The organism is Photobacterium lipolyticum (genome assembly GCF_003026475.1).
Lineage (GTDB): Bacteria > Pseudomonadota > Gammaproteobacteria > Enterobacterales > Vibrionaceae > Photobacterium > Photobacterium lipolyticum.
Genome location: NZ_PYMC01000004.1, coordinates 223,508 through 238,121 on the forward strand (window position 1 = coordinate 223,508; position 14,614 = coordinate 238,121).

10 protein-coding genes are annotated in these 14,614 nt (G+C 45.5%); 5 read left to right on the forward strand and 5 right to left on the reverse strand.

Annotation, left to right across the window (positions count from 1 at the left end; translation table 11 throughout):
- The first annotated feature begins 38 nt into the window (after positions 1 to 38).
- Positions 39 to 1,331 (forward strand): rhodanese-like domain-containing protein, encoded by a 1,293-nt coding sequence (locus C9I89_RS08510; RefSeq protein WP_107282914.1) that lies wholly within the window; start codon positions 39 to 41, stop codon positions 1,329 to 1,331.
- A gap of 112 nt (positions 1,332 to 1,443) precedes the next feature.
- On the opposite strand, the gene C9I89_RS08515 is transcribed toward C9I89_RS08510, so the two are convergent.
- From C9I89_RS08515 to C9I89_RS08525, 3 genes are all read right to left on the reverse strand, one after another.
- Positions 1,444 to 2,274 carry a DUF4037 domain-containing protein gene (locus tag C9I89_RS08515; RefSeq protein WP_107282915.1) on the reverse strand — a complete coding sequence of 277 codons (831 nt, stop codon included), beginning with the start codon at positions 2,272 to 2,274 and terminating at the stop codon, positions 1,444 to 1,446.
- A gap of 309 nt (positions 2,275 to 2,583) precedes the next feature.
- Positions 2,584 to 3,492: an aldo/keto reductase gene (locus C9I89_RS08520; RefSeq protein ID WP_107282916.1), complete on the reverse strand. Its 909-nt coding sequence runs from the start codon at positions 3,490 to 3,492 to the stop codon at positions 2,584 to 2,586.
- A 169-nt stretch (positions 3,493 to 3,661) separates the two neighbouring features.
- Positions 3,662 to 4,123 carry an RNA-binding S4 domain-containing protein gene (locus C9I89_RS08525; RefSeq protein WP_107282917.1) on the reverse strand — a complete coding sequence of 154 codons (462 nt, stop codon included), beginning with the start codon at positions 4,121 to 4,123 and terminating at the stop codon, positions 3,662 to 3,664.
- 189 nt (positions 4,124 to 4,312) lie between these two features.
- Between C9I89_RS08525 and C9I89_RS08530 the strand changes: the two genes are divergently transcribed.
- Together C9I89_RS08530 and fusA are read left to right on the forward strand one after the other, a co-directional pair.
- A complete protein-coding gene (locus C9I89_RS08530) occupies positions 4,313 to 5,170 on the forward strand; it encodes a PA4780 family RIO1-like protein kinase (RefSeq protein WP_107282918.1) in 858 nt (285 codons plus the stop codon).
- A 292-nt stretch (positions 5,171 to 5,462) separates the two neighbouring features.
- Positions 5,463 to 7,550: an elongation factor G gene (gene fusA, locus C9I89_RS08535; RefSeq protein WP_107282919.1), complete on the forward strand. Its 2,088-nt coding sequence runs from the start codon at positions 5,463 to 5,465 to the stop codon at positions 7,548 to 7,550.
- Between the two features lie 121 nt (positions 7,551 to 7,671).
- Here the strand turns inward: fusA and C9I89_RS08540 are convergent, their stop codons facing one another.
- Together C9I89_RS08540 and torS are read right to left on the reverse strand one after the other, a co-directional pair.
- Positions 7,672 to 9,144, reverse strand: a complete 1,473-nt coding sequence (locus tag C9I89_RS08540; protein ID WP_107282920.1) for a C69 family dipeptidase — start codon at positions 9,142 to 9,144, stop codon at positions 7,672 to 7,674.
- A gap of 479 nt (positions 9,145 to 9,623) precedes the next feature.
- Entirely contained in the window at positions 9,624 to 12,578 is a 2,955-nt protein-coding gene (gene torS, locus C9I89_RS08545) for a TMAO reductase system sensor histidine kinase/response regulator TorS (RefSeq protein ID WP_107282921.1), read from the reverse strand.
- An 81-nt stretch (positions 12,579 to 12,659) separates the two neighbouring features.
- On the opposite strand from torS, the gene torT reads away from it, so the two are divergent.
- The gene (gene torT / locus C9I89_RS08550) at positions 12,660 to 13,754 is read left to right on the forward strand and encodes a TMAO reductase system periplasmic protein TorT (protein WP_425440407.1); all 1,095 of its coding nucleotides are present in this window, start codon (positions 12,660 to 12,662) and stop codon (positions 13,752 to 13,754) included.
- A gap of 164 nt (positions 13,755 to 13,918) precedes the next feature.
- A complete protein-coding gene (locus C9I89_RS08555; protein ID WP_107282922.1) occupies positions 13,919 to 14,377 on the forward strand; it encodes a methylglyoxal synthase in 459 nt (152 codons plus the stop codon).
- Positions 14,378 to 14,614: the final 237 nt, after the last annotated feature.

The following is a 14,614-nucleotide window of genomic DNA, read 5'->3' on the forward strand; positions in this document are numbered from 1 at the left end:
CATTATAATCAGAAATCTTCAATCAATTAGGTTTTATGATGCACGCTATCAGCAAAACAGCATTACCTGTCATCATGCTTATCAGCTTTGATTTACAAGCGATCACCTTTGACGACCTATCAGTCACCCCCTCTTCGGATATTCAGGTAATAGACTGCCGCTCCAGCAACAACTATAACGGCTGGCCAGAAGCTGAAGCTAAACGTGGCGGGCATTTCCCAGGTGCAATCAATATCGATGCAGACTGGCTGAAAAGTATCGAACCAGCACAATTCAGGCAACTGCTGAGCGAGAAAAAGGTCATGGTTGATAAACCGACCTATATATATTGTGACAACGCGGCAAGCGCACTTGTGAGCTCAGCCCTGAAAGAGCAAGGTTTAACCACGGCTAATATCATCGACCAACCAATTAACCTGTATTCTGGTCAACTCGATGCTCTGCCGCGCTTCCAGCAACTGGTTACGCCTGAGTGGGTAAAGCAAGTCGTGGAAGGTCAACAGCCTCATTATGCCCCCAAAAAAGGGTATAAATTAGTTGAAGTAGCGTGGGGGCCACCAACCAAATATCTTGCCTCTCACATTCCAACTGCGCTGTATCTCAATACCAATGAGATTGAATCAGAACCATGGTGGAACCGGGTCAGCGACGAGAAGTTAGCCAAGGTTATTCGAGAACTGGGCATTCGTTACGATACCACGGTGATCCTGTATGGCCGTAATAACATGGCTGCCGCCCGCGCTGCCAACATCATGATGTATGCCGGTGTTGAAGATGTGCGTTTGCTTAACGGTGGTTGGAAAGCCTGGGTTAATGCCGGATACGTCACCGAACCGATGCTAAAAAGCAACACAACACCCGTCGATTTTGGCCGAAAAATTCCTGCAAATCCAGATCTGATCATTGATATACCTGAAGCTAAAGCCATGCTGGACAAGGCACCTGATACGCAATCATTAGTCAGTATCCGAACCTGGGATGAATATATCGGCAATACCAGTGGTTATAAGTACATCGAACCCAAAGGACGTATTACTGGCTCTAAATGGGGTCACGCAGGTAGTGATGCCAATCATCTTGAAGATTTCCGCAACCCTGATGACACCATGAAAAGTGCTAAAGACATCGAAAATCTCTGGCAGCAGTGGAATATCAATCAATCACAGCAAGTGTCTTTCTATTGCGGTACTGGCTGGCGTGCCTCTGAAACGTTCTTCTACGCCTATGTCATGGGATGGAAAAATATCAGCGTCTTTGATGGCGGCTGGTTCGAGTGGAGTGGCGACAAAGCCAATCCGACTTCGACGGGTGACATTTCAGATAAAAAATAGTCCGCAACAATGATACCTAACTAAATAAGCCACCAACAATAAATGATGGTGGCTTATTTATATTGGCTTGAACTTTTGCTACTGCCGCTATTTTATATGTAATCTCATCTATCTAAAATGCACTCTCAATCTTGCTTGTAACCAAAAAGCCTTCTTCTTTTAACACTGCGTTTAGATTATTAATGGTTTGATCAATAACTACCAAGATATCATCATTGCAAGTTCCAACATGCTTGATCAAATTACTCATGTTTTGCTCAAATGATACCGGCAGCTTTTGGCATTTAGATTTTGCAATATCGATTAATCGCTTTTCCCCGGGATGAGGGTATTCATTAACAGCAAAAAGGATATCAAAATAGCTTGCAAGAAATTCGGCGATACGGTGATTGATGCTGATCACATCACCTCTTTTAAGTGCCTTTTGTATTTGCTTTCTATAAGCCGGCATTTTTTGACTGAGTAACGGATAGTTTTTAGTAATGATGTTGTTTTTCAATTCCGCCGGATAGTGAATCGCAAACTTTTCCTGCAGCGTCTTCGCTTTCCCCTTCGGATCATAGAGGATTTCTGAATTTATCAGATTTGACCAAAAACACGTTGTATAGCCAGTACTTGCCTGATGCTGAAAAAGCGTTCGCTCTAACTCTCCATCCAGCCAATCCAGATCTCTGTATATTAGTTCAATCTCAGTGCCATCATTTAAAACACCATCATCTTCTGTCTCCCAGTATTGATTATTCACCTCCATGTATGAGCAATACTTGTCAGCGATCGCTTTTCGTACTGCTAACGGGATCTCTGCTGTCACATAAACATAGACATCATAATCAGACAAATGATCATTGGTGTTTATAGCTCTTGAGCCTGCTAATAAAATAGCCTCAACCTCAGGAAGCAATGAAAGACTACGCATCATGCCAGTAAAGTGGGGATTGCTCATTATTACTTCATCCTCGTTTTAATACCGAATAATACGTTCAATACTATAAATTGAAACACGTAAACTCCCCGATAATTATTTATAAAATGCAGAAAGCGACTTTAACAATAAATCATCTGATGCTTTATCTTCGGAAGAAAAATTAAAAATCGTAACAAAGACTACTCCAATTAGTATTACAAATAAACACTGCAATGCTATTTTATATATACCCAAACTTAACAAAAAAAGACAGCCAGAATTAGGTCTATAACCTTCTTCTGACTGCCATTCTGTTCTTTTCTTTGCGGTGTTATACCGGATAGTTGGTTATGGCACGCCATGCCCTTTCGATGCAGCCCATACACGGAACCACTGTTCGCGCGTCAGCTCGATACTGAGTGCTTCAACGGCCGCTTGCACGCGCTCTATCTTACCGGAACCGATGATTGGCAACGGATTCGATGGCAGACGCTTCACCCATGCGTAAATCACCTGATCGATACTCGCCGCACCGACTTCCTCGCGGATGGCTTCTAACTCGTTGCGTACACGAACTTGTTGCTCTGACTGGCCAGAAAAGATATCGCCACCAGCCAGGCAAGACCAGGCCATCGGTTTAGTACGTTTCATTTGCAGTTGATCTAACGTGCCATCATGAACGACATCAAAGTTCAGGGGATTAATTTCAACCTGATTAGTCACCAGAGGTGCATCCAGACGAGATTGCAGCAAATCGAACTGAGTATGCGAGAAATTCGACACGCCGAAATGGTTCACCTTGCCCTGTAGTTTGAGTTCAGCAAAAGCTTCTGCAACTTCGTCAGCATCCATTAATGCGTCAGGTCGGTGGATCAGCAAGACATCGATATTCTCAACATGCAGACGAGATAATGAATTGTTCACAGACTCAATAATGTGCTGCTTGCTGGTATCGTAATGGTTGATTTTGCGATTAGGAAATTGCTCTGTGCATAAATTGATATCACACTTTGTCACTATCTCTATTTGGTCGCGAATACTCGGATCCAGCACGATGGCTTCACCAAATAGCTGCTCACACGAATAACCACCATAGATATCAGCATGATCGACCGTGGTTATTCCCAGCTCAATGTGCAGCTTCAAAAATGACAAACGCTCCTGCGCTGTCATGCCCCAATCAGCCAAACGCCAATAGCCTTGAACAAGCTCAGAAAATTGTGGGCCTTGCGGGGTTAATTCAACTTTTGCAACCATGATCTTTTTCCTCCCGAAAAATCTGTTTCCATCCTAGGCTTGTTTCTCAGAAGCCGCAATGCTACAAACGGAAAACCTCGAACTGGAGTACGAACTATGACATTTGCCGAACGCCTGAAGACATTGATTGGTGAAGAGATCATCAGGGCAATCATTTGATGCTATCACCTTAAAAGCTGATTAGCTTACGCCCTGTCGATTGGTCAGCTTTACTGGTCTCTTTGGGGGAAGATGATTTCTTCTGACCGCCTTTATTACCATTACTGCTTTTATTACCTTTCTTATTGGCCGTACTTTTATTGCTATTTTTAGCCTTTTTTTGTTGTGGTTTGTTCTCCGATGGTTTCTTTAATTTAGGCTTTACGGCTTCTTCTGACGGCTCCTGAACGGGCTGGTCACAAAGCACCACATAGTATTCTTCATTAAATTCGACCAAATCACCGTCATACATTTTACGGCGTTTGCGTTGCTCAAGTTCGCCGTTCACCGCCACATAACCTTCCGCGATAGCAAATTTGGCTTCACCACCACCACTCACCGCATTGGCAATTTTCAACACTTTATATAGTTCGATAGGCTGAGACGAGACCTCAATCCCAATCGCTTCAACTTCAATTTCTTCCTGTGACATTTGCCTGGCTCTAATCGTTACCAATAATAATGTGAATTCTACCGCACAAAGCCAGCTTAGGGTTAGCAATGTTAAGGTACGCGGTTGCAACGGGCGTAGTAAAGGGTTTGTTCAAAGTCAACCTGGGCCGGAATAACATTACGCATAAAAAAGTTCGTGCTAATGGCCAGTTTAAGGTATAAAGACGCGATGAAGATACCGAAAAGAATCCAGCCACTGGTTGATGACGGCTTAGTGGATGAAGTCATCCGCCAGCTGATGAGCGGCAAAGAAGCCAGCGTCTATGTAGTACGCTGCGGCAATGATATTCGCTGCGCGAAAGTCTACAAGGAAGCAGATAAGCGCAGCTTTAAACAAGCCGTACAATACCGCGAAGGCCGCAAGGTACGAAATAGCCGCCGCGCCCGTGCGATGGAGAAAGGCTCCAAGTTTGGCCGTGAGCAGCAGGAACAAGTTTGGCAAAGTGCCGAAGTCGATGCGCTCTATACGTTAGCCGCTGCTGGTGTGCGAGTTCCCCAGCCTTATGGCTGCTTTGATGGCGTTTTGCTAATGGAGCTGGTCACTGATGATGAAGGCTTGGTTGCCCCACGCCTGAACGATGTGTCAATGTCTGCCGAACAAGCTCGTGAAGACCATGCCGTTGTAATGGAATATGTTAAGCGCATGCTTTGCGCCGGGCTGATACATGGTGATCTGTCAGAATTTAATGTCTTGGTGGATGAATACGGCCCCGTCATTATCGACCTTCCTCAAGCTGTCGATGCCGCAGCCAATAACAATGCTCAATGGATGCTGGCGCGAGATGTCAATAATATGACGAGCTACTACGCTCAGTACGCCCCCGAACTACTAGACAGCCAGTACGCCAAAGAAATCTGGGCCCTGTTTGAAGCCGGTGAATTGCACCCTGACGTTGAACTAACGGGTCAGTTTGAAGAAAGCACAGAAGTGGCTGATGTCGATTCCGTGCTAGAAGAGATTAAAGCGGTTTTTGCCGAAGAACAAGATCGTCGCGAACGACTGCGCGAAGCAGAAGAGCTGGGGTAATCCAGCTCTGTTTTCTCGGGTTGAGTAATTATCTGGATTTTCTGTTGGTGATAAAAAAGCTTTAGTCGCGAAAAATAATTGCCCCAGAGAGACTAAACTAAACGACAAGATCCTGCCGTTCGCTAGCCCATTTGCCCTAACAAATACCCGCTAGACAGCAACATTTGGCAGTCTTTCTGAAAAAAGCGGCACGAATGGTCATTTAATGAGCCTAAACCTATGTTCTGTTCGCAGTAATAAGTGATATACTCCGGCACCGAACTGTGAACCTCATTTTCTATAGAGTAAGACAATGACAGATTTATCTAAATACAGAAACATTGGTATTTTCGCGCACGTTGATGCGGGTAAAACCACTACTACTGAGCGTATCCTGAAACTTACTGGTCAAATCCACAAGACCGGTGAAGTTCATGATGGTGAATCAACAACTGACTTCATGGAACAGGAAGCTGAGCGCGGAATAACTATCCAGTCAGCAGCTGTAAGCTGTTTCTGGAAAGATCACCGCTTTAACGTTATCGATACTCCTGGACACGTTGACTTTACAGTTGAAGTATACCGTTCACTGAAAGTACTTGATGGCGGTATCGGTGTATTCTGTGGTTCTGGTGGTGTTGAGCCTCAGTCAGAAACTAACTGGCGTTACGCGAACGACTCAGAAGTAGCACGTGTCATTTTCGTAAACAAACTGGACCGTATGGGTGCAGATTTCTTCAGCGTTGTTGACCAGATTAAGAAAGTACTGGGTGCAGTACCTCTAGTTATGACGCTACCAATCGGCCGTGAAGATGACTTCGTCGGTGTTGTTGACGTACTAAACCGTCAAGCATACGTTTGGGATGAGACTGGTCTGCCAGAAAACTACGAGATCAAAGAAGTCCCTGCGGACATGGTTGATGACGTAGAAGCTTACCGTGAAGAGATGATCGAAACTGCTGTTGAGCAGGACGACGACCTACTGGAAGCTTACATGGAAGGCGAAGAGCCTTCTATCGAAGACATCAAGCGTTGTATCCGTAAAGGTACTCGTGATTGTACGTTCTTCCCTACTTTCTGTGGTTCTGCATTCAAAAACAAAGGTATGCAGCTAGTACTTGACGCAGTTGTTGACTACCTGCCGTCTCCAACAGAAGTTGATCCACAGCCGCTAACAGATCCAGAAACTGGTGAGCCAACTGGTGAAGTTGCAACAGTATCTGTTGATGAGCCACTAAAAGCGCTAGCGTTCAAAATTATGGACGACCGTTTCGGTGCACTAACCTTCGTTCGTATCTACTCAGGTAAGTTGAACAAAGGCGACACCATCCTTAACAGTGCTACTGGTAAGACTGAGCGTATCGGCCGTATGGTTGAAATGCAGGCGGATCAGCGTAACGAACTTTCTAGCGCTCAAGCTGGTGATATCATCGCGATCGTTGGTATGAAGAACGTTCAGACTGGTCACACTCTTTGTGATGTTAAGCACGAGTGTACGCTTGAAGCAATGATCTTCCCTACTCCAGTAATCTCAATTGCTGTTACGCCTAAAGATAAAGGCGGTTCTGAGAAAATGGGTATCGCGATCGGTAAAATGGTTGCAGAAGATCCATCTTTCCAGGTTGAAACTGACGAAGAAACTGGCGAAACCATCCTTAAAGGCATGGGTGAGCTTCACCTAGATATCAAAGTTGATATCCTTAAGCGTACTTACGGCGTTGACCTTATCGTTGGTGCACCTCAGGTTGCTTACCGTGAAACTATCACTCAAGCAGTTGAAGATAGCTACACGCACAAGAAACAGTCTGGTGGTTCTGGCCAATTCGGTAAGATTGATTACTTCATGCGCCCTGGCGAAGTGGGTTCTGGCTTTACGTTCAAATCATCTGTTGTTGGTGGTAACGTACCTAAAGAATTCTGGCCTGCAATCGAGAAAGGCTTCAAGGGCATGATGGATACCGGTGTTCTAGCTGGCTTCCCTGTTCTTGACGTTGAAATTGAGCTAGTTGACGGTGGCTTCCACGCAGTCGATTCATCTGCAGTAGCATTCGAAATCGCAGCGAAAGGCGCATTCCGTCAGTCTATGCCTAAAGCGGGTGCTCAGCTTCTTGAGCCAATCATGCACGTTGACGTGTTCACTCCAGAAGATCACGTTGGTGACGTTATCGGTGACCTTAACCGTCGTCGTGGCATGATCAAAGACCAAATGGCTGGTCTGACTGGTTCTCGTATTAAAGCTGATGTTCCTCTTTCAGAAATGTTTGGTTACATCGGTCACCTACGTACAATGACATCTGGTCGTGGTCAGTTCTCTATGGAGTTCTCACACTACGCACCATGTCCAGCAAACGTTGCTGAAACAGTAATCGCAGAAGTTAAAGCGGCTAACGCGAAGAAGTAATTCTTCCTTTAAGCTTTAACTGATAAAAGCCCCGATAGTGAAAGCTATTGGGGCTTTTTTTATCTTTCGCAAAGAAAAAGCCTCCGAAGAGGCTTTCGTTATTTTAAAATCCCTGTCGGGATCACAAACTCATAATTTTCTTAAACTCTTCTTCTGAATATTTCTTCTCGGTACTTTTGGTTAAGTCAGTCATCATTTTGTAGCGAATTTCAGTCGCCATGGTTAAGGTGCGCTGCAATTGACCATAAGAATAATCAGATGCCATATCCAATGCGGCTTGCTTGTCAGACTTGTACAGCGTTTTTAGGGTCTGATCCATATTACTGACCTGCTTATACAACTTGGTTTCTTCTTTATCCCAGATGGCTTTCAGCATCGGCAAATATTTTTCGGGCTTAGCTGTCGCTAATGCCGTCAAGCTTCTAAATTGCCAGTAAGCCGAATCATCGGTGTAGGTATCGCTGCCGATAGTGTATGGGGTTGGATAGTCCCGTAAATTGCCATACAAAGGTACCAATACCGATTCAGCCAATACCCCATAACTTTGCCAGATCATCCCCTGGAGTTCATGAGGCATTTCTTTACGAAGCTGAATAATGTGCGACTCTAACTGCCGCTCAACACGAATTGGACGTTGGCCATCTTCTTCCAGTGTTGTCCCTTCGTAGGTTGCACTCAGAACGTTCGCCACATCTTGCACTGAGAGTTTGCTATCTGGCTTCATAAATAATGGATACTGTTGCTGGCGCGTTGCCTGCTTGTTTGAGGCCGTAAGCATATTCTGCCCCAGCCATTCGCGGTCGATATTATACGTGTCACCGATAACGCCAAAAGCTTTGGCAAAGTTGAATGACTCCGCATCGGGAGCTTTCAGCAGCTGATTGTCTGTTACAAATTCCAGCAGCCCTTTGGAGTGCATGATATTTTTATCATTGAGATTTACACCATGTACCCGCAAGCCGTTCGCAATCATGGCATAACTGTCGTCTGGTACTTTTGCCGCAATCCAGTGATGGCCAGAGCCGATCTCAAATAACCAGGCTTCATTGACATCGGCAATATACAGGCTATTCCCTTCGCCAGCACCATAGGTTTCAATATAGTGACCCAGTAATTCAACCCCCTCTTTCGCGGTTTTAACCTGCGGTAAAATGAGGGTCGGAATAATGGCTTCGATGATGCCATCATCAATCAGCGGATCAACAGCTTTCGCATTATCATTCAATTCTGCACTGGTTGTGGCTGAAACCGCCACATTGAATTCGTTAATACCACGTTCTTCATAATATTTACCCGCACTGTCAACGGTATTCGCATCCCAATCCGGAATCGCAGAATAGGCATAAAACTGGTCAGGCATTGGCACTATCAGGCCATTGCCAAGCTTCCACTCTCCCGCTTCATTCGTCTGAGCCGGACGATAAGCCAAATATTTATTCCAATTATTAATACCAAAATCTTCGTTTCGGGCAATCATGATACTGCTATCAACAGAAGCCCCTTTGCCGACAATCAAGCCGGTACAAGCGTCAGCGCTCATGCTTAAAGCTGACAAGATCGCAGCCGACAGTAAGGTGACAGAAGTTTTGTTCATCGTATCTCTCCATGCGTCATTATTTTAATTATTGGTACCGATCCAGTTTATTCCTCTGATGAATCTAATTTTGTATAGGTGATCACGCCATTAAGAGGAGATGGATTGGAATTAAAGAAACAAGACATTGATCTCGATTTAATCTTAGTTCGAGACCTTACTGGGTATAAACAACACAGTGAAAAGAGAGAGAAACGATAACAGGGCAAGTGACGGCAGCATTTATCAATGCTGCCCGTACTTAATTAAGCGTGGGTAACTAGTACTGCATCACAGAACTTTTGGCGAGTTCAGTTACCAAACGTCATCATTCCGTAAAGTGAGGCACGAACTTATACGGAATCTAAGGCGCACACGGTTAGAACTGGATCCCGGATATCTCGTACCTCGATTCCGGGATGACGTGCTTAAGTGCTTAAGTGCTTAGGTGCTTCAACTATTCATAATTTATGTGAAAGAGTAGCTTTACTGAGTAACTATTATTTTGATATAAACGCCGCTTCCAGTGCCTGTTTGGATTGCTCGAATACGTCTGCAAGTTCATCAATGTTCAGGCCATCCACTGAACCTTCTTGACCTGCTTTTTCAAACACTGAACACCTGTCGTACAAACGCATCAGCCCCATGGTACCAGCTGCGCCTTTGAGGGTATGGGCCTGTTTGGATGTTTCATTCATATCACCGGCCTCAATTGCCGCTTCGAGCTTTTGCAGCGTCTCACCGGATGATGTCGCAAACAGGTGGATCAGGCGCTGGACCTGAGCTTCGCCTAACACCTGCAGATCATTGCCCAGTACGGATTCTCGTAAAATGGGCTCATCCGTCAGAGTTTTCACTTCGCAAACGTCAGCTTCAATCGTTTCCGTTTCTTCCAGTTTCTCCTCCACCGCCAGTGCACCTTGTTCTATCGCCACGCGTTTATCCCCTTTCAGAATGCTATTGATGGTCTCAATTAACTGCTTTTCAACCAACGGTTTAGGTAAAAAACCTGCAAAACCAGACGTAAGATAGATTTCTACTTCTTCCCGGAAAACATGAGCAGAAAAAGCCACCATCGGGGTTGGTTCACGCCACGATTCACCGTGCTTAGCGGCTTCAATTCGGCGCAAACGGTGAAGTAGTGTCACCCCATCGGTATCGGGTAAATGTATATCGAGCAGTGCCATATCAAACTCATGCACGCGATAAGCTTGCTCAGCGGCGTTACCGTCTGAGGCAATAACAACGGTATGGCCCAGGCGCTTGAGAAAACCTTCCGCTACCAGGCTGTTTACCGGATTATCCTCCACCAGTAAAATGAATGCCGACGGTACGTTCATTACCTGCTTATCAATAACTTGCGACTGCTTACCTTGTTCCAGTTGAATCGTGAACCAGAAACAGCTGCCTTCATTCAATGTGGAGTGCAGACCTATCTCACCATCCATCGCCGCAATAATATGCTTGCTGATAGCGAGTCCCAGACCGGTTCCGCCAATCGCTCTGCGACCGTCTTCGGCCTGATGGAAAGCGTTAAACAACGTCTCTTGTTCACTCTTGGCGATACCAATCCCGGTATCTTCCACCTTAAATAACAGCTCATCAGCCTGCTGGGGATTCATGCTTACCTGAATTTTCACATGGCCTTCATCGGTAAACTTAATGGCATTCGCCACCAGATTCACCAATACCTGACGAATACGGGTCACATCTCCAACCCAAATATCACTGATCTGCTCATCAATGTCGCTGATCAGCTGAATACGCTTCGCCAATGCGCGGCTCTCAAGCATGTTATAGACGTCGGTGAGCAGTTCAGACAGAGAAAAATCTGCCGCACGAATATCCAAGTGGCCAGCTTCAATTTTGGAGTAGTCGAGAATATCGTTAAGGATATCAAGCAAGGTTTCACCACTGCGGTGGATCACCTCCAGGTATTTCGCCTGTTGATGATTAAGCCCGGTATCCCCCAACAACGATGCGGTGCCTAATACCCCATTCATTGGGGTACGAATTTCATGGCTCATGGTGGCGAGAAATGCAGATTTCGCCCGGTTGGCTTTTTCTGCCTCAGCTCGCGCTTTATAGTGGTTCTTCACTTCGAGATTTAAGCGAGCATTGGTTTTTTCCAGCTCACAGGTTCGCTGTACCACCAAATCCTCCAGACTTGTTTTATGCTGCTGCAGTTCGTGGCGGATTTTTGATTCAACTTGCGCCAGACGATAACGTTCAGAGGCGGTATCTCGTGCAACGATGATCGCTCGTCCCATCTGGGCCAGCTCATCGTCACCTTTAATTGTTAAGCGAATTTCCAAGTCGCCACGTGCCAGAGATAACAGTGCCTGGCTGTAATCATTGATCCGGCGGATCACCCGGGCATACACGAAACGCCACATGATCAATACCAGTGCCAGCATACCAATTGCTGAGATACCAATAAGACTGCTTCTTGCTAACGTCAGGGTTTGATCCACTTCAGATATCGCAAGCTGAGTCCCCTTATTGGCAGCATCGATGATGTCATCAACCCGGGTATTTAGCTGCTGAAACAAAACCAGATTCTGTTGATCAAGCCGTTCTACATCTTGTTTGGCGTACAGCAGCTGTTCCAATGTTGCGAAAAGCAAACCACCACGGTTCAATCTTTCGGTCAGCTCCCCCAACTGCAAAGAACGATTAGGATCTTCAACCGATTTCACCCGTTGGCTCATCACGCTAACGGCATTCATAAAGCGCGCTTTCAACTCGGAAAGGGCTTTGATATCAGTCTGTCGATTAGAATCATCAAGTATATTAATCACCTGAAGCGACAAGAAACGCAGTTCGAATAAGCGCTCCGATAAATCCATATCGACTTCGACCAAGCTATCGAGTGCTTGATATACTGCCGGGTTGTCTCCCGCTGCCACTAAATCATAGATACGTGAAACGTTGGCAAGAGCAATGGTGTTGGCATTTGAAACCTGAGATTGCGATAAAGAATCAATCTGCTGTGTCGCCGCCGACATTTCGTCGGTCAAAAGATGGACTTGCTCTTGCAGATCAATCTGGCGCCCCACTAACAGCCCTAACAGCGCTAAGTTATCGACAATGTTTTTGACGTCTTCTTCCAGTTGCGTCATTAGATCGTTCTCAAATGAATACCGATCCAACGCCATCAGGCTTTTTTTCAACCCTTCGATATGAATAGTAAGTGCCCGCCCCTGCCGTTGGCGTTCACTCTCGTCTTTCGATTTTGCCAGCACCTGAGCCGTAAAAATAATACGTGTGCTGAGATCAGATAGTTGCCGCGCTTCAGCCAATGCAGGCACGGCAGAATTAATAACGGTGCGTTCGGTTTTAGCAACCAGCGAGAAACCGGCCACGCCAATGACCACGGCAATAATCATCAGTCCAGCCATGGCTGAGAAGGCTAACAGTAGTTTTCGACCAATACTGTTTCGGGTAAATGACATAGATCAGTACCATATATCTAAAAAATTGGGTTTAACCCCATAACAGAAAGCATTACTATTTTGCCAGCGATACAGGTATAGATGCTAATAATGATGTTCAAAATGCGCGTATTTTCTTTTTTATTCCTCTTTTTCTCTTTCCACTCAGCATATGGGAGGCAGGTGATCACCCATCAGCCACCATTTTCGACCGATAAGAAACCACAGGCAATCACCTATCAGCCACTTCAGTCAGCCTCAAAACCGTGGAAAATTTGTGCGGTATATCCGCACCTGAAGGATTCTTACTGGCTGTCTATTAATTACGGCATGATTGAACAGGCGAAACAAACTGGCATTCAACTCACGGTGTTAGAAGCGGGTGGTTACCTTAATCTGGAAAAACAACAAACCCAGCTAAGCTACTGCCGTCAATGGGGGGCAGATGCCATTATTTTAGGAACGGTAGACAGCAAAGCCTACAACGGGATGCTCTCTCAACTCACGGGGAATATACCCGTTTTTGCTACCATTAATGATATCGACATGAATGATCCTGACATTCAACAGCATGTTAAAGCGAAGGTTGGTGTAGATTGGTACTTCATGGGAAAACAGACCGGTGATTTTCTGGCTAAACGCCACCCAAAAGGCAGTGGTAAAGTGAAGGTCGCCTGGCTACCGGGGCCACAGCAACGAGGTGGAACGAAACCAGTGACCCAAGGCTTTCATGACGCAGTGAAAAACAGTGATATCGAAATCATAACAACCCTGTGGGCTGACAACAGCAAAGAACTGCAACGTAATCTGATCCAGCAACTCTTCACCTCCCATCCGGACATTGACTATATTGCAGGTGGTGCCGTGGCCGCGGAAGTGGCTATCAGTGAATTACGGGCAAGAAAGAAAACAGGTGACATTAAGATCGTATCAACTTACCTCAGTCATGGTGTCTATCGCGGACTTCGCCGAGGAAAAATTCTGTTTTCGCCAACCGATAAAATGGCCCAACAAGCCAGGCTCTCTATCGATCAGGCTATACGATATCTGGAGAATAAACCCGTTGAATTGGATCTGGCCCCAAAAATTGAGCCATTAACACCCAGCCATTTACCCGCTCAGGTCATTCTTGAATCTTTATCCCCTGCTGAGTTCAGACCGGCTTTTAATGTGATTAATCATAAAGTCGTGCGTTAGGCATGTGTGGGGATATTCCCCTTAGGGTGTGCCTATTGAAAATCAATGAGCCAGCTTATACTTTCAAGTAATTAGGTTGTACAACGCAAGTGAGCTCTGATATTAATGCAGCTATAAATGATAACTCTATTCATTAGTGGATAATAAGAAGGTTGGAGCCCTACATGCAAGTCACAACGCGTACCATGCAAAAAAGCAAGCATATCGCTTTAGTTGCACATGATAACTATAAAAAACATCTTCTGCGCTGGACAGTAGAGCACAAGGACAGGCTGAAGGATCATGTGCTTTATGCCACCGGAACGACGGGCCACCTGCTAGCAAAAGAAACAGGCCTTAATATTAACTGCATGCTAAGCGGCCCGCTAGGTGGCGACCAGCAGTTGGGTGCGCTGATTTCCGAAGGCAAAATCGACATGATGATTTTCTTCTGGGATCCATTAAACTCTGTACCTCATGACCCGGATGTGAAGGCCTTACTGCGTATTTCTGCCGTATGGAACGTACCAGTTGCGACCAACCGCGCCAGTGCCAACTTTATGATTACTTCCCCTCTGCTGGATCAGGAAGTTGACATCGAGATCCCGGATTACGAGGCCTATCTGGCTGAACGCACTCTTTAATACCCATCGAACAATTATTCCGATTGATATAGAAGTCTTCAGGGAACTGAAGGCTTTTTTGCCCTCCCAAGGTCAACATCCCAGCCCGCTTCCCCCCTTTTGCTCGTCGTCATAACCCATCTATCATAGAGAAAACTAATTAGTCCAAATTCAGGCAAGATTTTATTATTAGATATATGCTGATTGGTATACCCAAGTTACCTCAAGATGCAGGATTCAGAGTGATACCAGCCAGTT

Bases quoted from the DNA above. Each gene is read 5' to 3' on its own strand.
- C9I89_RS08555 (WP_107282922.1), top strand. From the start codon at position 13,919: ATGCAAGTCACAACGCGTACCATGCAAAAAAGCAAGCATATCGCTTTA.
- C9I89_RS08540 (WP_107282920.1), bottom strand. From the start codon at position 9,144: ATGAACAAAACTTCTGTCACCTTACTGTCGGCTGCGATCTTGTCAGCT.
- C9I89_RS08520 (WP_107282916.1), bottom strand. From the start codon at position 3,492: ATGGTTGCAAAAGTTGAATTAACCCCGCAAGGCCCACAATTTTCTGAG.
- fusA (WP_107282919.1), top strand. From the start codon at position 5,463: ATGACAGATTTATCTAAATACAGAAACATTGGTATTTTCGCGCACGTT.
- C9I89_RS08525 (WP_107282917.1), bottom strand. From the start codon at position 4,123: ATGTCACAGGAAGAAATTGAAGTTGAAGCGATTGGGATTGAGGTCTCG.
- torS (WP_107282921.1), bottom strand. From the start codon at position 12,578: ATGTCATTTACCCGAAACAGTATTGGTCGAAAACTACTGTTAGCCTTC.
- C9I89_RS08510 (WP_107282914.1), top strand. From the start codon at position 39: ATGCACGCTATCAGCAAAACAGCATTACCTGTCATCATGCTTATCAGC.
- torT (WP_425440407.1), top strand. From the start codon at position 12,660: ATGCTAATAATGATGTTCAAAATGCGCGTATTTTCTTTTTTATTCCTC.
- C9I89_RS08530 (WP_107282918.1), top strand. From the start codon at position 4,313: ATGAAGATACCGAAAAGAATCCAGCCACTGGTTGATGACGGCTTAGTG.
- C9I89_RS08515 (WP_107282915.1), bottom strand. From the start codon at position 2,274: ATGAGCAATCCCCACTTTACTGGCATGATGCGTAGTCTTTCATTGCTT.